Here is an 18,641-nt window from a genome sequence, read left to right as displayed (position 1 = left end):
GGTCCCCCACGCCCCCGACAAGACCGGGCCCTGCGGATCTGAGAGGCGGCGGATCTGCGGGGCGTGAGGGCCGAGGGCTGTGCGGGCCGCCGAGGGCGCGGGGAACCGCGCGACCAGCCCCCACCGGACCCGCACCCGACCCGCACCCGAAAGCACGCACCCGCGCCCACGGCCTTTCCCATGGTCACCCGACCGGCCCTCACCACCGCGCCCCCAGCGGAGCGCACCCGCAAGGATGCCCGCATGGGCATACGCACGCTCCGCCGCCGTACAGCGACAGCTGCCACCCGCCTGTCAGGGGTGCGGACCCGTCTCACCCAGGGCCCCTGGGCCCGCCCGCGAGTCCGGCGGCCGCACAGCCTCTACCCCTGGCCGCTGACCCACCCCCTGGCGGCCCTCCTCGGTCACGTCCCCCCGTACGCCGCCCGCGCCGCCAGGCCACGCTTCCCCCACGGCGCCCCCACCGGGCCCTCGGCAGTCAGCGGCGGACCGAGCTGTCCGCCTCCGCCCCGGCCGCGGGCGTCGCAGCGGCGGGAACCGGGCGCCGCACCCTGACGCCGACGCCGTAGAGGACGACGCCGGCCACCAGCCCGGCGCCCGCCCCGAAGCACACGGTCGGGATCACCTCGTACGGCTTGGCGACCGACCCCCAGTGCGCCCACCAGCGGGCCACCCGCTGTGCGGCCGCGACCAGCGCGCAGCCCCCGATGACGGCGCCCGCCACCCACCGGTCGGCCGAGGAGAGCACGGGCACGCCCACGGGCTCCACCGACGGTTGCCGGCGCAGGGCCACCACGACGAAGACGGCGAGCACGACCGCCGCGACCGCGGAGCCGCCGTACTGGAGGTACCAGTAGAGCGGCGAGCCCGCGATCTCCTCGCCGAGGACGGGGAACAGTCGCATCCCCCACCGGTCGAGATGGGTGAACGCGTCCCACACGACATGGGTCAGCGAGCCGAGGGCCGCGGAGACGTACCACCACAGGGCCAGCGAGGGACTGAACCGCCGCGCCCCCGCGCCGCAGCGCACCAGCGCGGCCGGCCGCCCCTGCCGTCCCCTCGGCAGCAGGGCGACCAGCGGCTCCCGGAGCACCAGCCACAGCCCCACCAGCGCCCAGGTGACGAGGACGTCCACGGTGAACACCCCGAAGAAGGAGTGCGTGACGTCGCCGAACGCCATGGCCTCCGGCAGCACGCTCGCCGCGTAGTAGGTCATGTCGGGCGCGAAGGAACCGGCGACGAGCACCGACGGCACCAGAGGCCCGCGCCCGGTCCCGTTCCCCCGCAGGGCGGGCAGTACGGCGGCCGCGTGGCTGAGCGTGAAGGGCAAGTCGTCCCCCTGTGACGGACTTTGGCCGGACGTGCCCGCCCGGCGATGACCGGTCGCCAGTATGCGTGACCTGTCCCCGCCCGTCCGAAGGGTGTCCGCGTGACAGCAAACCGATATGGCCAATCGGTGAATATCGGGCGCGAACGGCTGTCCGGGCAACGGAAGTTGTCGTAGGGTCGCCTGGGTCGTCGCGCCGGTCGGAGGGTTGGCCGCCGGAGTTCTGGAAAAGGAATGCCGGAACAGGGCAACCAACACCGCAACTCCGGAGTCGGTGTACCTGTGCGGGAAAGCCGGTCCGTCGAAACCGGAAAAACGCCCGAGACGTCAAGAAGCGGTAATACACGGCAGTAAGCGGAATGAACGTTGACGCGTTCGACCACCGGGGAGGGGTTCACTCAATGGCGGCGCAGTTCGGTTTGAGGCTCCGCAAGGGGGCGGCCACCACCGCCCTGGCCGCGGCCACGGTAGCGGCGCTCGCCGCCTCCCAGGCCCCGGGGGTGACCACCGACAGTTCGGGCAGACAGACCACGGGCTCGCCCTCGCCGGAGATGAGCACCCAGGCCGACGAGACCGCCACGGGCAACTCGCGGTACTACACGGACCTCCCGCCCCTGGACAGCCCCACCCCGACCACGGGACCGGGCGGCACCCCGGGCACGACCGGCGCCGGCGAGAGCGGGATACCCGCGACCGTCCTCGACGCCTACAAGAAGGCCGAGGCGGCCCTGCGGGAGTCCAAGCCCGGCTGCAACCTGCCCTGGCAGCTCCTCGCCGCCATCGGCAAGGTCGAGTCCGGCCAGGCCAGGGGCGGCCGCGTCGACGCCGAGGGCACCACCCTCGGCAAGATCCTCGGCCCTCAGCTCAACGGCAACGGCTTCGCGAACATCAGCGACACCGACGACGGCGCGTTCGACGACGACAGCACGCACGACCGCGCGGTCGGCCCCATGCAGTTCATCCCGTCCACCTGGAAGTGGGCGGGCCGCGACGGCAACGCCGACGGCGCCGAGGACCCCAACAACGTCTACGACGCCGCCCTCGCCGCCGGCCACTACCTGTGCCGCTTCGACTGGGACCTGTCGAACGCCGCGAACCTGCGCAGCGCGATCCTCAGCTACAACAACTCGACGGAGTACTACAACACCGTCATGTCGTGGCTGTCGCACTACCGCAAGGGCACCCACGAGATCCCGGACGGCACCGGCTCCCTGCCGCAGACCCCGAGCAGCCCCGGCACCGGCACAGGCACCGGCAACAACACCGGCGGCACCGGGAACGGCAGAGGCACCGGCGGCAACACGCCGAGCCCCAAGCCCACCCCGCCCAAGCCGCCCAAGCCGGGCAAGCCGGGCAAGCCCAAGCCCGGTGAGCCGGGCGGCGGCGGCACCACCCCGCCCCCGCCGAGCACCAACCCGCCCACGACGCCGGGCACCCCCACCGACTCGGTGCACCACCTGGAGAACGCGGGCGCGGCGAGTCTGACCGCCATGGCCGGGGACACCTTCACCGGCAAGCTCGCCGCCCGCACGGAGACCAAGGCGGGCAAGGCCGTGGCGAAGGTCCGGGTCCGCTTCACCGTCGTCGGCGACACGGACACCACCTTCACCGGCGGCGAGAAGGTCGCGACCGCACTCACCGACAGCACGGGCAAGGCCACCGCGCCCGCGCTCGTGGCCGGAGAGAAGACCGGCGACGTCACGATCCGCGCCACCGTCGTGGGCCGCACCGTGCCGGCCCTGGACCGCACGGCCACCGTCACCGCCCGCCGGGCCGACGCCCTCGCCCGTGTCGGCACCACCGAGCTGACCTGTGTCCCGGGCGGGGAGTTCGCGGAGCAGATCGCGGTGAAGGCCACCTACCGGGGCGAGATCGCGGACAGGGTCGCCGGCACGGCCACCCTCGTCACCTCGCTCCTCGACCCCACGCAGAACGACAAGGGCCCCTACTTCAAGGGCGCGGGCGACAAGCCCGTGCGCACCTTCGCCCTGGAGAGCGACGCGGGCGGCGTCCTCAAGCTCCCGAAGCTGTACGCGGACGACGCCACCGGCACGTTCCTGCTCCGCGTCGAGACCGAGGGCGGCGCCACCCTCACCCTCGAACTGACGGTGCAGGCACCCGCCGGGACGTCCGCGCCGACCGAGTCGGCCGAGCCGGACGAGCCCGCGACGCCGAGCCCCAGCGAGTCCTGACCGGCGCGGCCGCCCCGCGGCCACGACGACGGCGCCTCTCTTCGGAGGGGCGCCGCCGTCGTTGTGTGCGCAACGTGTTCTCATCTCGCCCTGTCGTTGCTACGGTGCCGGATCTGACGAGCTATCAGTTCCGGTCGCCAGGAGCGCAGTCGTCAGTCACGTAGCCATCAGGCATGTAGCCGTCAGGAACGCAGTCGTCAGGAATGCAGTCGTCAGGCCGTAGTAGTGAGGCCGCAGTCGGGAGGTCCGTATGCGCGCCCTGATCGCCGCCGCCACCGGTCTCGCCCTCGCCTTCGCCCTGGTGCTCACGGTCACGGCGCTGGGCTCACCGACGGGCACGACCTCACCGAAGCCGTTGCTGACGACGGTCCCCGCACATCCGTAGCCGCACAGCCGAGGGCGGCCGCACGCCGGCAACCGCCCGGGAGGGAGGCCGAGATGCGCCGTAGGGCCGGCCTGATCCTGCTCGCGCTCGCCGTGTTCTTCACCGCTCTGTCCCCGCTGACGCGCTGGTACGCCTTCCCGCGCCTGGCCAAGATCCCGGCGAACCAGTACCAGGACATGGTCCTGGAGGCGAAGGACGCCACCCTCCTCGACTACGGCACCATGACGGCCCGCACGGTCCCGAAGGTCACCATCGTGCAGACCCTCAAGGGCAACGTGGAGGCCTCCGAGAAGATCGAGAAGAACACCGACCGGGACGTCGTCGTCTGGGACGGCCTGTCGTACGTCCAGGGCCCCGACGGCGAGATGGTCTCCCGGATCCCCGAGCGGTACATCTTCGACGCCCACACCCAGGAACCCGTGCACGCCAAGGGCGAGTCGGTCGACGGCGACCCCGTGAAGCGGGAGGGCCTGGAATTCAAGTGGCCCTTCCTCACGGAGAAGAGGGACTACGAGTACTTCGACGCCCAGGCCCGGATCACCGCCCCCATCCACTACGAGGGCACCCGGGACTTCCGCGGCGTCGAGGTCTACTACTTCGAGCAGACGATCCCCTGGACGAAGGTCCCCTTCCCGCGCGTGATGCCCGTCGAGGGCATCACCCGCGAGACCGTCGCCTCGACGGGCACGACCCGTTGGTACACCACGGTCCGCAAGTTCTGGGTGGAACCCGTCACCGGTGCCCCCGTCTACGGCGAGGAGATCCACAAGGAGGAACTCCGCGGCGGCACCCTCCTGGGCGACCGCGAGAAGGTGACCGCCTTCGCCGGGCACGTGAAGATGCGCGAGGACTACATCGAGCACACCGTCGACCTGGTGACCTCCCAGCGCCTGATCGTCCTCCTCATGACCTCCTACCTGCCCTGGGGCTTCCTCGGCCTCGGCATCGGGCTCCTCGCCCTCTCCCTGTGGGTCGAGGCCCGCGGCCGCCGGCCCGGCGCGGCCGAGTCCAGCAGGCCCCCGGCGTCCGAGCCGGTCAACGCCTGAGCCGCGCGTTCGTGTACCGGGTGGGCTCGGCCGTCGCCGGGTCCTCCGGCCAGGGGTGCCGGGGATACCGCCCCCGCAACTCCGCCCGCACGGCCCGGTACCCGTCCTTCCAGAAGGAGGCGAGATCGGCGGTGACGGCGGCGGGCCGCCCGGCGGGGGACAGCAGATGCACCAGCACGGGCACCCCGGCCAGCACCGGCGACTCCCGCAGCCCGAACATCTCCTGCAGCTTCACCGCCAGCACCGGCTGCTCGGGCCGCGTGTAGTCGACCCGGATCCGGGACCCGCTCGGCACCTCGATCCGCTCGGGCGCCAGCTCCTCCAGCCGCGCGGCGTCCCCCGTGGCCCACGGCAGCAGCCGCTTCAGGGCCTCCCCGGCGTCGATCCGCCCCAGGTCCGCCCGCCGCCGGGCCCGCCCCAGCTCGGGCTCCAGCCACTCCTCCACGCGCGCGTGCAGAGCGGTGTCGGACACCTCGGGCCAGGGCGCGCCGAGCCGCGCGTGCACGAACCCCAGCCGCTCCCGCAACCGGGTGCCGTCCAGCGACCACCGCAGCAGCCCGAACCCCTCGGTCCGCAGCCCCTCCAGCAACGCCTCCCGCACGAGCCCGGGGGCCGCCTCCCGCAACGGCCGCACCGCCAGCTCCACGGCCCCCAGCCGTTCCACCCGCCGGGCGACGACGTCCCCGTCCCGCCACCCCACCTCCTCGCCACGGCCGTGCAGACTCCCGGCCGCCTCCCGCGCGATCCCCTCGTCGACGGCGACGCCGAGCCGCACGCGCGCGTGCCCCGCCCCCGCCGCCCGGTCGGCGACGGCCACGGCGATCCAGGGCGCCCCGCGCAGCCCGGACCCCTCGCCGACCTCCGCCCGCGTCCCCGAGACCATCAGATACGCGCCCCCGTCCTCCCGTGCCACCCGCTCCGGGAACGCCAGCGCCGCCACCACCCCCACCCCCCACTCCTCACCGGCACCGGAACCGGCACCCGCGTCCCGCGCCGCGCCTCCGGCCGCCGAAGCGGTCCGCAGGCGCCGCACCTCCGTGCGCCAGCGAGCCGCATAGGCGTCACCCCCGCGCCGGGCGGTCCGCAGCGCCACGCCGAGGTCGTCGCCGTACGCGCGCGGGGGCTCCTCGCTCAGCAGCGCGACGACCTCGGCGGCCCGCTCGGCGCCCACCAGCGGTGCCGCGTCCAGGAGCGCACGGGCCAGCCGGGGGTGCAGGCCGAGCCGGGACATGCGTGCGCCCCGGTCCGTGGCGTGCCCGGTGGGGGAGACCGCGCCGATCGCGGAGAGGACGTTCCGGGCCGCCGCCATCGCCCCGCCCGGCGGCGGGTCCAGCAGCGCGAGCCCGGAGGCGTCGGGATCGCCCCAGCAGGCCGCCTGGAGAGCGAACGCGGTCAGGTCGGCCACCTTGATCTCCGGGGCGGGGAAACGCGGCAGACGGGCGTCCTCGGCCTCCGCCCAGCAGCGGTAGACGGTGCCGGGGGCCTCGCGCCCGGCCCGCCCGGCACGCTGCCGCCCGGCCGCCCGCGAGGCCCGTACCGTCGCCAGCGAGCCGATCCCGCGCGCGTGGTCGACGCGCGGCTCCCGCGCCAGCCCGGAGTCGACGACCACCCGCACCCCGGGCACGGTCAGCGAGGACTCGGCCACCGAGGTCGCGAGGACCACGCGGCGCCCGTCCCCGCCCGCGAGCACCGCGTCCTGCACGGCCGCCGGTGCCCGCCCGTGCACCTGGAGCACCTCCACGTCACCGAGACCCCCCAACTGCCCGGCCACCCGCGCGATCTCCCCCACCCCCGGCAGGAAACAGAGGACATCGCCCTCGCGCTCGGCCAGCGCCCGCCGCACCACCGACGCCACGTGCGCCAGCGCCGCCGGGTCCACCCGCATCCCGTGCGGCGGCCGCACCGGTCGCGACGGCGGCGCCCACACCACCTCGACCGGGTGGGAGACACCCTCCGCCGCGACCACCGGCGCCCCGCCCAGCAGCCGCGCCCAGCCCTCCGCGTCCGTCGTCGCCGACGCCGCCACCAGCCGCAGCCCGGGCCGCAGCGCCGCACGCACGTCGAGCAGGAACGCCGCCGCCGTGTCCGCGTCCAGATGCCGCTCGTGGCACTCGTCGAGCACCACGACGTCCACACCCGGCAGCTCCTGGTCCCGCTGCAGCCGCTGGAGCAGGACACCGGTCGTGACGACCTCCACGCGCGCGTCGCGCCCGACGACCCGTTCGCCGCGCACCGTGTAGCCGACGCTCGCGCCGACCTCCTCGCCCAGCAGCCATGCCATCCGCCGCGCCGCCGCCCGCGCGGCGATCCGCCGCGGCTCGGCGACGAGCACCCGCCGTACCGGGCCGCCGGCCGGCAGCCCCGCCAGGGCCAAAGGCACCAGCGTCGTCTTGCCGGTACCGGGCGGCGCGACGAGCACGGCCGTGCCGTGCCCGGCCAGGGCCTCGTCCAGCGCGGGCAGGGCGTCGCGCACGGGCAGCGCGTCCAGGGCGTCGTAACGGATCACGCCCCCAGTGTCGTACGCCTCCGGAACGCGGCCCCCGGCCTCGCCTCAGTCCCGCTCGCACACGAAGATCGCCGACCCCGGGATCAGGTTCCCGCGCAGCGGGGACCAGCCGCCCCACTCGGAGGTGTTCCAGGCGGGCCACTCCGGCTCGACCAGGTCGACCAGCCGGAAGTCCGCCGCCACGACGTCCCGGACGCGGTCGCCGACCGTCCGGTGGTGCTCGACGTACACGGCCCGGCCGCTCTCGTCCTGTTCGACGTACGGAGTGCGGTCGAAGTAGGAGGCGGAGACGGACAGGCCCTCCGGACCGGGCTCGTCGGGGAAGGCCCAGCGGATCGGATGGGTCACCGAGAACACGAAGCGGCCGCCGGGACGCAGCACACGACGGACCTCCCGCAGCACGCGCACGGGGTCGGCGACGAAGGGCATCGCCCCGTACGCCGAGCACGCCAGGTCGAACGAGCCGTCCGCGAAGGGCAGGGCGCCCGCGTCGGCGCACACCAGCGGGAACGACCCACCGATGCGCAGCGCGTGCTGCAGCTGGCGGTGGGAGAGGTCCAGGGCGACCGGGCGGGCGCCCTGGGCGGCCAGCCAGCGCGCGCACTGTGCGGCGCCGGCCCCGATCTCCAGGACGTCCTTGCCCTTCAGCTCCTCGGGCGGCCCCAGCAGCTCCGCCTCCACCTCGTCGAGCCCCTCCGGGCCCCATACGAAACGGTCGTCGCCGAGGAAGGTGCCGTGCTCGATCTGGTACTCGTCCGCGTTGCGGTCCCACCAGCCCCGGTTGGCCCGGGAACTCTCCGTCGCACCGGCCTCGCGTCGGGTGGCCTCCGCCTCGTCGGCCTCGGGTGCGCCCGGGGCCCCGTGGACCTCGGGGGTTTCGTGGACTTCGGACTCTTGGATGATCGGCTCCCTCGTCGTACTCTTCCGTAACCTGCGTGGCGCGACCCGCTCCGGTGGTGTCACGGAAGGGGTCTCCCAGGCCTGCGTGGCCTCAAGGGACAGGTTTTGTGCCGGGATTGCGGCGTTCCGCCCCGGGTGTGCGCCTTCGCGCATTGACCCTGCCTGGCTGCCCCCGTATGCTACAAGTTGCGCTGCGGGCCTGCGCACCTCAGACGTAGCAGGCTGCGCTCGCATCTGTCGTATGTCCCCTCGGTTGTCGAGGCGCCACCGGATTTTCGTGGCGCTTCCTAGGCTGTCCGGCTTCTTCAGAGCGATACGGGCTCCCGGCGTAGCAGTACCTACGACTCACTGTCCGTACCGGAGCCCTTTCCCACATGACGAGCAGCACCGAGACCACCGCCACCACCCCGCAGGTAGCGGTCAACGACATCGGTAACGAGGAAGCCTTCCTCGCCGCGATCGACGAGACGATCAAGTACTTCAACGACGGCGACATCGTCGACGGCGTCATCGTGAAGGTCGACCGGGACGAGGTCCTGCTCGACATCGGTTACAAGACCGAAGGTGTCATCCCGAGCCGCGAGCTCTCGATCAAGCACGACGTCGACCCGAACGAGGTCGTCAAGGTCGGCGACGAGATCGAAGCCCTTGTTCTCCAGAAGGAGGACAAGGAAGGCCGCCTGATCCTCTCGAAGAAGCGCGCCCAGTACGAGCGCGCCTGGGGCACCATCGAGAAGATCAAGGAAGAGGACGGCATCGTCACCGGTACCGTCATCGAGGTCGTCAAGGGTGGTCTCATCCTCGACATCGGCCTCCGTGGCTTCCTGCCGGCTTCCCTCGTCGAGATGCGCCGCGTCCGCGACCTCCAGCCCTACGTGGGCAAGGAGCTCGAGGCGAAGATCATCGAGCTGGACAAGAACCGCAACAACGTGGTCCTGTCCCGCCGTGCCTGGCTGGAGCAGACCCAGTCCGAGGTCCGCCAGACGTTCCTCACGACCCTCCAGAAGGGTCAGGTCCGCTCCGGCGTGGTCTCCTCGATCGTCAACTTCGGTGCCTTCGTGGACCTGGGTGGCGTCGACGGTCTGGTCCACGTCTCCGAGCTGTCCTGGAAGCACATCGACCACCCCTCCGAGGTCGTCGAGGTCGGCCAGGAGGTCACGGTCGAGGTCCTCGACGTCGACATGGACCGCGAGCGCGTCTCCCTGTCGCTGAAGGCGACCCAGGAAGACCCGTGGCAGCAGTTCGCCCGGACCCACCAGATCGGCCAGGTCGTGCCCGGCAAGGTCACGAAGCTGGTTCCGTTCGGTGCGTTCGTCCGCGTGGACGAGGGCATCGAGGGTCTGGTCCACATCTCCGAGCTGGCCGAGCGCCACGTGGAGATCCCGGAGCAGGTCGTCCAGGTCAACGACGAGATCTTCGTCAAGGTCATCGACATCGACCTGGAGCGTCGCCGGATCTCGCTGTCCCTCAAGCAGGCCAACGAGTCCTTCGGCACCGACCCGGCCTCGGTCGAGTTCGACCCGACCCTGTACGGCATGGCCGCGTCCTACGACGACCAGGGCAACTACATCTACCCCGAGGGCTTCGACCCCGAGACCAACGACTGGCTCGAGGGCTACGAGACCCAGCGCGAGGCTTGGGAGGGCCAGTACGCCGAGGCGCAGCAGCGCTTCGAGCAGCACCAGGCCCAGGTCATCAAGTCCCGCGAGGCCGACGCCGCTGCCGCGGCCGAGGGCGGCGACGCCGCGGGTGCGGCTCCGGCCGCGGGTGGTGGCTCCTACTCCTCCGAGGGTGCGGACACCTCCGGTGCCCTCGCCTCGGACGAGGCCCTGGCCGCGCTGCGCGAGAAGCTGGCCGGCGGCCAGAGCTGAACGCACGCACGGCTGAGCACTAGCCGATGACACCTCGGGCCCGCATCCACCAGGATGCGGGCCCGAAGTGCGTTCCCGGGACGGCGTCGCCGGGCGCCTCCAACTCCGCTGCCACGCCCGGAATCCACCGCCCCGACACCGGAACTCCCGGCCCTGCGAGCGGAGTTGACGACCTGGGAGCGTGCACCGCGGCCGCCCGGCGTGCGCGGGTACACACGCAGGCATGACCGTGCTCCACGCGCGTGCCGCACTCGTGGCGGGGCACCCCGCAGGCGTGGAACGGTCGGGGGAATGCCCCGCCCCCGATCCGCGTTGTGGAGTAGGAACACGAGGAGGAGCGGTCACAGTGCTTGATCCGCAGGGTTTGTACGCATGGGAGCCGAAGGGCCTGGCCGTCGTCGACGTGGCGCTCGCCCAGGAGTCGGCGGGACTGGTCATGCTCTACCACTTCGACGGATACATCGACGCGGGTGAGACGGGCGACCAGATCGTCGAGCGGCTCCTCGGCTCGGCTCCCCACCAGGTGGTGGCGCGCTTCGACCACGACCGGCTCGTGGACTACCGGGCCCGCCGCCCGCTGCTGACGTTCAAGCGCGACCGCTGGACCGAGTACGAGGAGCCGGCCCTGGAGGTACGGCTCGTCCAGGACGCCACCGGAGCGCCCTTCCTGCTGCTGTCCGGCCCCGAGCCGGACGTGGAGTGGGAGCGTTTCGCGGCCGCCGTCCAGCAGATCGTGGAACGGCTCGGCGTGCGCCTCTCGGTGAACTTCCACGGCATCCCCATGGGGGTGCCCCACACCCGCCCGGTCGGCCTCACCCCGCACGGCAACCGGGCCGAGCTGGTCCCCGGCCACCGCAGCCCCTTCGAGGAGGCCCAGGTCCCCGGGAGCGCCGAGGCCCTCGTCGAGTACCGCCTCATGGAGGCCGGGCACGACGTGCTGGGCGTCGCCGCGCACGTACCGCACTACATCGCCCGCTCGCCCTACCCGGACGCCGCCCTGACCGTCCTGGAGGCCGTCACGGCCGCCACCGGCCTGGTGCTCCCCTCCGTCGCGCACGTCCTGCGCACGGAGGCCCACCGCACGCAGACGGAGATCGACCGGCAGATCCGGGAGGGCGACGAGGAACTGGTCGCCCTCGTCCAGGGTCTCGAGCACCAGTACGACGCCGCCGCGGGCGCCGAGACGCGGGGCAACATGCTCGCCGAGCCCGTCGACATCCCGTCCGCCGACGAGATCGGGCGCGAGTTCGAGAAGTTCCTGGCGGAACGGGAGGGCGAGGGCTGACCCCTGTCCCGCCCGCCCGGGTCGGGCACGGCCGCGCGCGTGGCAGGGCCTAAGCTGCCCGGCATGCTGAAAGTAGGTCTCACCGGCGGTATCGGCGCCGGCAAGAGCGAGGTGTCGCGGCTGCTCGTGGAGTGCGGCGCCGTACTGATCGACGCGGACCGCATCGCGCGCGAGGTCGTCGCACCGGGCACCCCCGGACTCGCGGCGGTCGTCGAGACCTTCGGCGAGGGCGTGCTCGCGCCGGACGGCAGTCTGGACCGGCCCAAGCTGGGTGCCCTCGTCTTCGCGGACCCGGCGAAGCTCGCCGCGCTGAACGGGATCGTGCACCCCCTGGTGGGCGCCCGCTCCAGGGAGCTGGAGGAGTCCGCACCCGAGGACTCCGTCGTCGTCCACGACGTCCCCCTGCTCACCGAGAACGGCCTCGCCCCGCTGTACGACCTGGTCGTCGTCGTGGACGTGGCCCCCGAGACCCAGCTCGACCGTCTCCTGCGGCTGCGCGGGACGACGGAGGAGGACGCACGCGCGCGCATGGCCGCCCAGGCGACCCGCGAGCAGCGTCTGGGGATCGCGGACATCGTCATCGACAACGACGTCCCCCTGGAAGACCTCCGGCAGCGGGTGCGGGACGTCTGGGCGGATCTCACCCGGCGGGCCCACGCGGCCCGGCAACGATCCGAACACACACTGGAATAGCCGGGTCCCGGGGCGCGTTGAACCCGTGCAGCAAGGGAAGGACTCAGCCGTGCCCGAGACCAGCGGTTCCACCGGACGAACCCCGGAGACGCACGTCATCGACTTCCGCGCCGCCGAGCAACTGCTCGCCGCGCGCGATCCGCGGGGTGCGGTCAAGCTGCTCGACCGCGTCATCGCCGAGCACCCCGAGAACACGGCGGCCCGGCTGCTGCGCGCACGCGCCTTCTTCGCGGCTGCCCAACTCCGGCCCGCCGAGCTGGAGTTCACCATCGTCCTGGAGCGCGAGCCGGACAACGCGTTCGCGCACTTCGCCCTCGCCCGCACCTATGAACGCCAGGCCCGCGACGACGAGGCCAAACGTCACTTCCGGCTCGCGGCGGCCCTTGACCCCAATCCGCAGTACCTGGAAGCTGCACGCTTCGACTCCTGACGGCCGCGCCCGTCCGCGCGCTCCGGGGGTCCGTCGTGCGCTCCGGGGCGCGCTGCCGTCGGAGGGGCCCTAGGGGCGGCGACCGGGCGGCCGCGGTGGTTCGTACGGCGGGACGTCCCGGCCCGGCTGGTAGTGCGGCCCCTGGCGGATGTGACGCAGGACCACGGCCAGGTCGACGGTGACGATCAGCCACAACACCCCGCAGGCGGCGGCCCAGCCGGGACGGCCTGCGAGCGCGAAGGCCGCCGTCCCCGCGATCGCCCAGACCAGACCCCACACGCTCAGCCAGAGCCGCATCCGCAGGGGACTGCGCGCTGTCGTCGGTTCACTGCCCGTACGCATCGGACCACCGCCCGTCCCTCCGTGTCTCCTCCCTCGTCCTACTCGGAAACGTACTCCCCGCCCCGTACGTTCTCCAGGAGACCGATGCGGTGCGACGGGGGAGACGACGGTGTTGCTGGACGCGGTGCGGGCGGACGAGAGGCTCGCCGACTGGCTGAACGCCCTGGAGGAGGGCGAGCGCCCCCCGGCGACGGAGGCCCGGCTGCCGGACGCCGACGAACTGCCGGACATCCTGGTGGACCTGGCCGTGCCCTACGAGGACATCAACGACCTGGTCGCGCTCCGCCGCGCACTGACCGCCGACGAGGGCGCCACATGGCTGCTCGGGCGGTGCGTCGACGGACTCGTGCGGGACATGGGGAAGATCGGCAAGGGCCCGAGGCTCCTGCCGCTGCCCCAGGAGTCGGGCCCGCTCGGCCGCTACTTCCACGTGTACGTCTTCGTCGCGGCCCTGCCGCAGGTGCGCGCGTACCACCGTGAGCGCGGCATCCCCGACGACGTCTCCCGGCGCACCCTCGCGGACCTCGGCCGCGGCCTGGTGCTGCACCGCCGGCGGTACGGCGTGGGCGGGCTCGTCGCGCCGGGCTGGTACTCGCTGCACTTCCACGGGGAGCTGTTCCAGCTCGGCCGGCTGCAGTACCAGCGCTCGCGCGTGAGCGGACGGGAGGGCGTCGCGCTGGCGGCCGCCGGCCTGCCGCTGGGGCCCGGGGAACCCTGTGTCGACCTGCACGTTCCCGACTACGCGGGACCCCTGACACCCCGGGCTGTCGACCGTTCGCTGGCGTCCGCCCGCGCCTTCTTCGCACAGCACTTCCCGCGGGAGCGCTACACGGCGGGCTGCTGCCACTCCTGGCTCCTCGACCCGCAGCTGAAGCGGTACCTGCCGGCGGACGCCAACATCGTCCGGTTCCAGGAGCGGTTCCGGGTCTCCTGCGGCGCCGGTGAACCCGAGGACGGCCTGCCGGTCCGCTTCGTGTTCGGGGACCCGGACCTGCCGGTGGAGAGTCTGCCCCGCCGGACGAGCCTGGAACGGGCCGTGGCCGATCATCTGCGGGCGGGCGGGCACTGGTACAGCGGGCACGGCTGGTTCGCCTGGTGAGAACAGGCCGGCCGGGCCAACCCGACCGACCCGGGTCACCCAGGTTCACCCCATCGGGTGAAGCGTGGCAGGAACGGCCCGTGTCCGCCCGGCCGTTGGACGGACATGAGCACACGGATGCGTGAGGGACACGAGGGGACCGGCCCCGGTGCGATCACCCCGGACGGCTGCGCGGTCGAGCTGTACACGCGGCTGCCGGTGGGCGACGAGCCGGAGGTGATCGCGGGCGTCGCGCCCGAGGGCGCGCGCATTCTCGAACTGGGCAGTGGCGTGGGCCGTATGACCCATCCCCTGATCGAGCGGGGGTTCACCGTCACGGCCGTCGACGAGTCGGCGCAGATGCTGGAGCGGGTGCGCGGGGCCCGCACGATATGCGGCCCGATCGAGGAACTCGACCTGGGCGAGAGGTTCGACGTGGTGCTGCTCGCGTCGTTCCTCGTGCACACCGGCGACCGCGAGGTGCGGCGCGGGCTGCTCGCGACCTGTCTGCGGCATGTCGCGGACGACGGTTGCGTGCTGATCCAGCGTGAGGGGGCGGACTATCACACGAACGTGCCCCGAGAGCGGGTCGATCCCCGGGGCTTCACCGTGCGCGTGGTCTCGGCCGAACCGGTCGGGGACGGGGTCGACTCGGTGTTCGTGGAGTACCTCTTCCCGGACGGGGAGTGGACCCAGACGTTCCGGGCACGGCCGCTGACCGAGGAGCAGTTCGATGCGGCGCTGGGGGAGGCGGGTCTCAAGGCCGAGCGGTATCTGACGGAGGACCGGACGTGGGTGAAGGCGGTGCCGGCCGTGCCCGCGGGATGAGACGGGCGGGACTTTCGGCGTGCGTCTCCCGCGGATGGCGATGAGTTCGGGGGAGAGGCCCGGTCTACCTCGGTGACAGCGCCACGGAACCGCTTCCCAGGAGATCACATGTCCGAGACCACCGCTCCCGCCGCCGGTACGACAGGCACCGCTCCCACTGCCGGTACGGCGGGCACCGCCCGCCGTGGCAGGGCCGCACGTGTCGCGCTGCGCGCACTGCAGATCGTGCTCGCGCTGTTCTACGCCTTCGCGAGCGCGCTGCCGAAGCTGATCGCGCACCCGTCGGCCGTCGAGTCCTTCGACACGCTCGGCTGGGGCAGCGCGGGCATGTACACCATCGGCGCGCTGGAACTGGCCGGTGCCATCGGGCTGTTGGTCCCCGCGCTGGCCCCGGTCGCGGCGGTGTCGCTGGGCGCGCTGATGGTGGGGGCGTTCATCACGCAGATCACCGCCTTCGAGGGGGAGTACGCGGCCACCCCGCTGATCCTGATCATCCCGCTGACCCTGATCGCCTGGACGCGCCGCCAGGACGTGACAGGTCCGGCGCAGTGGCTGCGCCGGCCGCGCCGGGACGTGTGACGGCGGGGCCGTCACACGTCGGGGACCTGACGGTCCTACGTGGGGCGACGGTGACGCTCGGCGTTCGCGGCTTCGGCCAGACCCCGGAGGCGTTCGAGGTCACGGCGGTCGCGCTTGGTGGGACGGCCGGTTCCCCGGTCGCGCAGGCCCGCCGGAGCGACCGCCTCGCGGGGCGGGGGCGGCGGGGAGTTGTCGACGTAGCACTCGGCGGCGACGGGCGCCCCGACCCGCTTGCGGATCAGACGCCGGACGACGACGATCCGCTCATGTCCCCCGGCCTGCCGCAGCCGCACCTCGTCCCCGACGCGCAGCGCGTAGGCGGGCTTGACGCGTTCGCCGTTGACACGGACGTGCCCGCCCCGGCAGGCGGTGGCGCCCATCGAACGGGTCTTGACCAGGCGGACCGACCAGATCCAGCTGTCCACACGCACGGTCTCGCCGCTCGCCGGGCGGGCGGCCCCGGCGGCCTCGGCCGCCGCTGACGCGGCCCCCGGCCCGTCGGCACCCCCGTCCGCGGTCGCACCCCCGTCCGCGGTCTCCGGAACGCTCGTCCGCTCCTCCGTACCTTCAGAAGCCATGCCCCGACCTTAGCCCCCGGTCGGCCGTGCGGGGCGGACGATCACCGGACGTACCGTGGGGACATGGGTGGTGACGGCGGGAGCGGTGGCGGTGGCGCGGGGGCGGCCGGGCTGGCCGCGCTGGACGCGCGGGTCAGCGGGTGCCGGGCTTGCCCCCGGCTGGTCGAGTGGCGTGAGGAGGTGGCGCGCACCAAGCGGGCCGCGTTCGCCGACCAGGAGTACTGGGGGCGGCCGGTGCCGGGCTTCGGACCGGCGGACGCCGCGCTGCTGATCGTCGGACTCGCCCCCGCCGCGCACGGGGCGAACCGGACGGGCCGGATGTTCACCGGTGACCGCTCGGGCGACGTGCTGTACGCGGCCCTGCACGAGGTCGGCCTGGCCTCGCGCGGTACGGCGGTCGGTGCGGACGACGGCCTGGAACTGTACGGCGTGCGGATCACCTCGCCGGTGCATTGCGCGCCGCCCGCGAACAAGCCGACGCCCGAGGAACGGAACACGTGCCGGCCGTGGCTGGTCCGGGAGCTGGAGCTGCTGCGGCCGACGCTGCGGGCCGTGGTCGTCCTCGGGGCGTTCGGCTGGCAGGCCGCGCTGCCCGCGCTCGCCGAAGCGGGCTGGGACGTGCCCCGGCCGCGCCCCGTCTTCGGGCACGGCGCCCACGTGCCGCTCCACGGGCTCGACCTCTACGGCTGCTTCCACGTCAGCCAGCGCAACACCTTCACCGGCCGACTGACCCCGGCGATGCTGCGCGAGGTCCTGCGTACGGCGGCGAGCTCCGCGGGGCTGCCCGTCGCCCCGTAGCGGCGGCGGCCGGTGCCGGGAAAACCGGCTGCGTGCTCACCCCGAGCCGGTTAGGGTCGCGCGATGCCCCTCTACCCCGAGATCGCACCGTACGACCACGGCATGCTCGACGTCGGCGACGGCAACCGCGTGTACTGGGAGGTCTGCGGGAATCCGCGCGGCAGGCCGGCGGTGGTGCTGCACGGCGGGCCGGGGTCCCGGGCGAATGCCTGGTTCCCGCGTCTGTTCGACCCCGAGGCGTACCGGATCGTGCTGCTGGACCAGCGCGGCTGCGGGCGCTCGACGCCGCCCGCGAGCGCGTACGAAACCGACATGGGGGTCAACACGACGGAGCACCTGATCGCCGATCTGGAGCTGCTGCGGCGGCACCTCGGGATCGGGCGGTGGCTGGTGTGGGGTGTGTCCTGGGGGTCGGCGCTCGGCCTGCGGTACGCCGAGACGCATCCGCAGGCAGTGACGGAGCTGGTGCTCACGGGCGTCACCGCGGCGTCCGACGCCGAGGTCGCGCTGCTGACCCGAGGACTCGGACAGTTCTTCCCGGAGGCGTTCGAACGGTTCCTCGCCGAACTGCCGGAGGGCGAGCGGGACGGGAATCTCGCGGCCGCCTACAACCGGCTGATCGAGTCGCCCGACGAGGCGGTGCGGGCACGGGCCGCGCGGGCCTGGACCGACTGGGAGACGGCCATCGCGGCGCAGCCGCCCCGCTCCGTGCCCCGCTACGAGGACCCGGTGTTCCGCTACGCGTTCGCCCGCACCGTCACCCACTACTGGGGCAACGGCCACTTCCTCGACGGCAGTGGTGACGGCGCGGTCCTGCGGGACGCGCCGCTGCTCGGGGGCATCCCGGGCACCCTCGTCCAGGGCAGCCTCGACCCCGGCAACCTGCTCGGCATCGCCTGGCGCCTCCACCACGCCTGGCCGGGCAGTGAGCTGGTCCTCGTCGACGACGTGGGACACGACGCGGGCGCCCCGGACGTGGCCGAGGCACTGGTGGCGGCGACGGACCGGTACGCCAGGGGCTGAGCCTCCGGGTTCACGGGCCGCCGTCCGCGTTCTCCTCGCGGCCCGTGGTGTCCCCGGTCTCTCCGACTCACACGTCGATGCCGCACTCCCCGGCGCCGTGGTCGCCCGTGCCGTCCTCGCCGAACAGGTGCCGCACGGTCGACCGGTAGTTGGTCCGCACATGGGTGAGGGCGTGCGCGCGGGCGCGGGCAGGGTCGCCCGAGGCGATGGCGTCGTACAGTTCGCGGTGTTCGGTGAGGAGCTGCGGCCACTCGGTGTTCTGGCTGGTCAGCCAGCGCAGCCGGCCGTCGACCGGCTCCATGACGGAGATGAGCAGGCTGTTGCCGGCCATGGCGAGGACGCGGTCGTGGAAGCGGGTGTTGATGTCGGTGATCGTCTCGGCGTCGTCGGCGCGGGTCGCCTCCGCCGCCCGGTCGAGCAGGGCCGCCAGCTCCGCGAGGGACTCGGGGGTGGCGCGGGAGGCGGCGAGCCCGGCGGCGTAGACCTCCAGCGCCTCGCGCAGTTCGAACAGCTCGGCCACGTCCGCCCGGGTGAGACGGCGCACGACCGTGCGGCGCGGGGTCTCGAAGTGGACGAAGCCCTCGGCGACCAGCGCGCGGATCGCCTCACGGACCGGGACGCGTGAGACCCCGAAGCGTTCGGCCAGCTCGCGCTCGACGAGTCGGTCACCCGGACGGAGGCGTCCGGCGATGATGTCCTGCCGCAGCGTGCCCAGGACACGTTCGCGCACCGCGCCCAGGGGTTCGATCTTCGCTCCTTCGGGAGCCAGGGAGCTCATGG

18 protein-coding genes are annotated in these 18,641 nt (G+C 73.2%); 12 read left to right on the top strand and 6 right to left on the bottom strand.

What is annotated here, in order from left to right; all coding sequences use genetic code 11:
* Positions 1–478: 478 nt before the first annotated feature.
* Complete coding sequence (locus ACFU5F_RS09730; protein ID WP_383884442.1) at positions 479–1,330, bottom strand: DUF4184 family protein; 852 nt, start codon at positions 1,328–1,330, stop codon at positions 479–481.
* Between the two features lie 398 nt (positions 1,331–1,728).
* Between ACFU5F_RS09730 and ACFU5F_RS09725 the strand changes: the two genes are divergently transcribed.
* The 3 genes from ACFU5F_RS09725 to ACFU5F_RS09715 all read left to right on the top strand — a co-directional run bounded on the left by ACFU5F_RS09725 (position 1,729) and on the right by ACFU5F_RS09715 (position 4,950).
* Entirely contained in the window at positions 1,729–3,519 is a 1,791-nt protein-coding gene (locus tag ACFU5F_RS09725; protein WP_383884440.1) for a lytic transglycosylase domain-containing protein, read from the top strand.
* 250 nt (positions 3,520–3,769) lie between these two features.
* Positions 3,770–3,904 carry an SPW_0924 family protein gene (locus tag ACFU5F_RS09720; protein WP_383884438.1) on the top strand — a complete coding sequence of 45 codons (135 nt, stop codon included), beginning with the start codon at positions 3,770–3,772 and terminating at the stop codon, positions 3,902–3,904.
* 53 nt (positions 3,905–3,957) lie between these two features.
* Entirely contained in the window at positions 3,958–4,950 is a 993-nt protein-coding gene (locus ACFU5F_RS09715) for a DUF3068 domain-containing protein (protein WP_383884436.1), read from the top strand.
* On the opposite strand, the gene hrpB is transcribed toward ACFU5F_RS09715, so the two are convergent.
* Positions 4,940–7,456 (bottom strand): ATP-dependent helicase HrpB, encoded by a 2,517-nt coding sequence (gene hrpB / locus ACFU5F_RS09710; RefSeq protein ID WP_383884435.1) that lies wholly within the window; start codon positions 7,454–7,456, stop codon positions 4,940–4,942. The genes ACFU5F_RS09715 and hrpB overlap by 11 nt on opposite strands.
* A 45-nt stretch (positions 7,457–7,501) precedes the next feature.
* Positions 7,502–8,419 carry a class I SAM-dependent methyltransferase gene (locus tag ACFU5F_RS09705; RefSeq protein ID WP_383884433.1) on the bottom strand — a complete coding sequence of 306 codons (918 nt, stop codon included), beginning with the start codon at positions 8,417–8,419 and terminating at the stop codon, positions 7,502–7,504.
* 311 nt (positions 8,420–8,730) lie between these two features.
* Between ACFU5F_RS09705 and rpsA the strand changes: the two genes are divergently transcribed.
* The 4 genes from rpsA to ACFU5F_RS09685 all read left to right on the top strand — a co-directional run bounded on the left by rpsA (position 8,731) and on the right by ACFU5F_RS09685 (position 12,635).
* A complete protein-coding gene (gene rpsA, locus ACFU5F_RS09700; protein WP_383884431.1) occupies positions 8,731–10,227 on the top strand; it encodes a 30S ribosomal protein S1 in 1,497 nt (498 codons plus the stop codon).
* Between the two features lie 346 nt (positions 10,228–10,573).
* Entirely contained in the window at positions 10,574–11,512 is a 939-nt protein-coding gene (locus tag ACFU5F_RS09695) for a PAC2 family protein (protein WP_383884429.1), read from the top strand.
* A 63-nt stretch (positions 11,513–11,575) separates the two neighbouring features.
* The gene (coaE, locus tag ACFU5F_RS09690; RefSeq protein WP_383884427.1) at positions 11,576–12,205 is read left to right on the top strand and encodes a dephospho-CoA kinase; all 630 of its coding nucleotides are present in this window, start codon (positions 11,576–11,578) and stop codon (positions 12,203–12,205) included.
* 49 nt (positions 12,206–12,254) lie between these two features.
* Positions 12,255–12,635, top strand: a complete 381-nt coding sequence (locus tag ACFU5F_RS09685) for a tetratricopeptide repeat protein (RefSeq protein ID WP_059084879.1) — start codon at positions 12,255–12,257, stop codon at positions 12,633–12,635.
* Between the two features lie 69 nt (positions 12,636–12,704).
* On the opposite strand, the gene ACFU5F_RS09680 is transcribed toward ACFU5F_RS09685, so the two are convergent.
* Positions 12,705–12,977 carry a DUF6343 family protein gene (locus ACFU5F_RS09680; RefSeq protein ID WP_383884425.1) on the bottom strand — a complete coding sequence of 91 codons (273 nt, stop codon included), beginning with the start codon at positions 12,975–12,977 and terminating at the stop codon, positions 12,705–12,707.
* A gap of 109 nt (positions 12,978–13,086) precedes the next feature.
* Here ACFU5F_RS09680 and ACFU5F_RS09675 point away from each other — a divergent pair, with 109 nt between their 5' ends.
* The 3 genes from ACFU5F_RS09675 to ACFU5F_RS09665 all read left to right on the top strand — a co-directional run bounded on the left by ACFU5F_RS09675 (position 13,087) and on the right by ACFU5F_RS09665 (position 15,462).
* On the top strand, positions 13,087–14,076 hold the full coding sequence (locus tag ACFU5F_RS09675) for an acyltransferase domain-containing protein (protein WP_383884423.1): 990 nt from the start codon (positions 13,087–13,089) through the stop codon (positions 14,074–14,076).
* A gap of 117 nt (positions 14,077–14,193) precedes the next feature.
* Positions 14,194–14,883, top strand: coding sequence for a class I SAM-dependent methyltransferase (locus ACFU5F_RS09670; RefSeq protein WP_383884421.1), 690 nt, complete (start codon positions 14,194–14,196; stop codon positions 14,881–14,883).
* Positions 14,884–14,991: 108 nt separating this feature from the next.
* Complete coding sequence (locus ACFU5F_RS09665) at positions 14,992–15,462, top strand: DoxX family protein (protein WP_383884419.1); 471 nt, start codon at positions 14,992–14,994, stop codon at positions 15,460–15,462.
* A 35-nt stretch (positions 15,463–15,497) separates the two neighbouring features.
* Here the strand turns inward: ACFU5F_RS09665 and ACFU5F_RS09660 are convergent, their stop codons facing one another.
* A complete protein-coding gene (locus ACFU5F_RS09660) occupies positions 15,498–16,040 on the bottom strand; it encodes an RNA-binding S4 domain-containing protein (RefSeq protein WP_383884416.1) in 543 nt (180 codons plus the stop codon).
* Positions 16,041–16,103: 63 nt separating this feature from the next.
* On the opposite strand from ACFU5F_RS09660, the gene ACFU5F_RS09655 reads away from it, so the two are divergent.
* Entirely contained in the window at positions 16,104–16,838 is a 735-nt protein-coding gene (locus ACFU5F_RS09655; protein ID WP_383884413.1) for a uracil-DNA glycosylase, read from the top strand.
* 63 nt (positions 16,839–16,901) lie between these two features.
* Positions 16,902–17,861: a prolyl aminopeptidase gene (gene pip, locus ACFU5F_RS09650; RefSeq protein ID WP_383884411.1), complete on the top strand. Its 960-nt coding sequence runs from the start codon at positions 16,902–16,904 to the stop codon at positions 17,859–17,861.
* Between the two features lie 67 nt (positions 17,862–17,928).
* On the opposite strand, the gene ACFU5F_RS09645 is transcribed toward pip, so the two are convergent.
* Complete coding sequence (locus tag ACFU5F_RS09645) at positions 17,929–18,639, bottom strand: GntR family transcriptional regulator (RefSeq protein ID WP_383884408.1); 711 nt, start codon at positions 18,637–18,639, stop codon at positions 17,929–17,931.
* Positions 18,640–18,641: the final 2 nt, after the last annotated feature.

The sequence above is a fragment of the Streptomyces sp. NPDC057438 genome, from assembly GCF_042802995.1.
Taxonomy (GTDB): domain Bacteria; phylum Actinomycetota; class Actinomycetes; order Streptomycetales; family Streptomycetaceae; genus Streptomyces.
Note: the sequence above shows the minus strand (reverse complement) of the source record. Positions and strands in the feature narration are given on the sequence as shown.

What these genes read in the sequence shown, in the direction of transcription:
- ACFU5F_RS09725 (WP_383884440.1), top strand. Translation starts at nt 1,729, where the DNA reads ATGGCGGCGCAGTTCGGTTTGAGGCTCCGCAAGGGGGCGGCCACCACC.
- ACFU5F_RS09720 (WP_383884438.1), top strand. Translation starts at nt 3,770, where the DNA reads ATGCGCGCCCTGATCGCCGCCGCCACCGGTCTCGCCCTCGCCTTCGCC.
- ACFU5F_RS09715 (WP_383884436.1), top strand. Translation starts at nt 3,958, where the DNA reads ATGCGCCGTAGGGCCGGCCTGATCCTGCTCGCGCTCGCCGTGTTCTTC.
- rpsA (WP_383884431.1), top strand. Translation starts at nt 8,731, where the DNA reads ATGACGAGCAGCACCGAGACCACCGCCACCACCCCGCAGGTAGCGGTC.
- coaE (WP_383884427.1), top strand. Translation starts at nt 11,576, where the DNA reads ATGCTGAAAGTAGGTCTCACCGGCGGTATCGGCGCCGGCAAGAGCGAG.
- ACFU5F_RS09680 (WP_383884425.1), bottom strand. Translation starts at nt 12,977, where the DNA reads ATGCGTACGGGCAGTGAACCGACGACAGCGCGCAGTCCCCTGCGGATG.
- ACFU5F_RS09670 (WP_383884421.1), top strand. Translation starts at nt 14,194, where the DNA reads ATGCGTGAGGGACACGAGGGGACCGGCCCCGGTGCGATCACCCCGGAC.
- ACFU5F_RS09665 (WP_383884419.1), top strand. Translation starts at nt 14,992, where the DNA reads ATGTCCGAGACCACCGCTCCCGCCGCCGGTACGACAGGCACCGCTCCC.
- ACFU5F_RS09660 (WP_383884416.1), bottom strand. Translation starts at nt 16,040, where the DNA reads ATGGCTTCTGAAGGTACGGAGGAGCGGACGAGCGTTCCGGAGACCGCG.
- ACFU5F_RS09655 (WP_383884413.1), top strand. Translation starts at nt 16,104, where the DNA reads ATGGGTGGTGACGGCGGGAGCGGTGGCGGTGGCGCGGGGGCGGCCGGG.
- pip (WP_383884411.1), top strand. Translation starts at nt 16,902, where the DNA reads ATGCCCCTCTACCCCGAGATCGCACCGTACGACCACGGCATGCTCGAC.
- ACFU5F_RS09645 (WP_383884408.1), bottom strand. Translation starts at nt 18,639, where the DNA reads ATGAGCTCCCTGGCTCCCGAAGGAGCGAAGATCGAACCCCTGGGCGCG.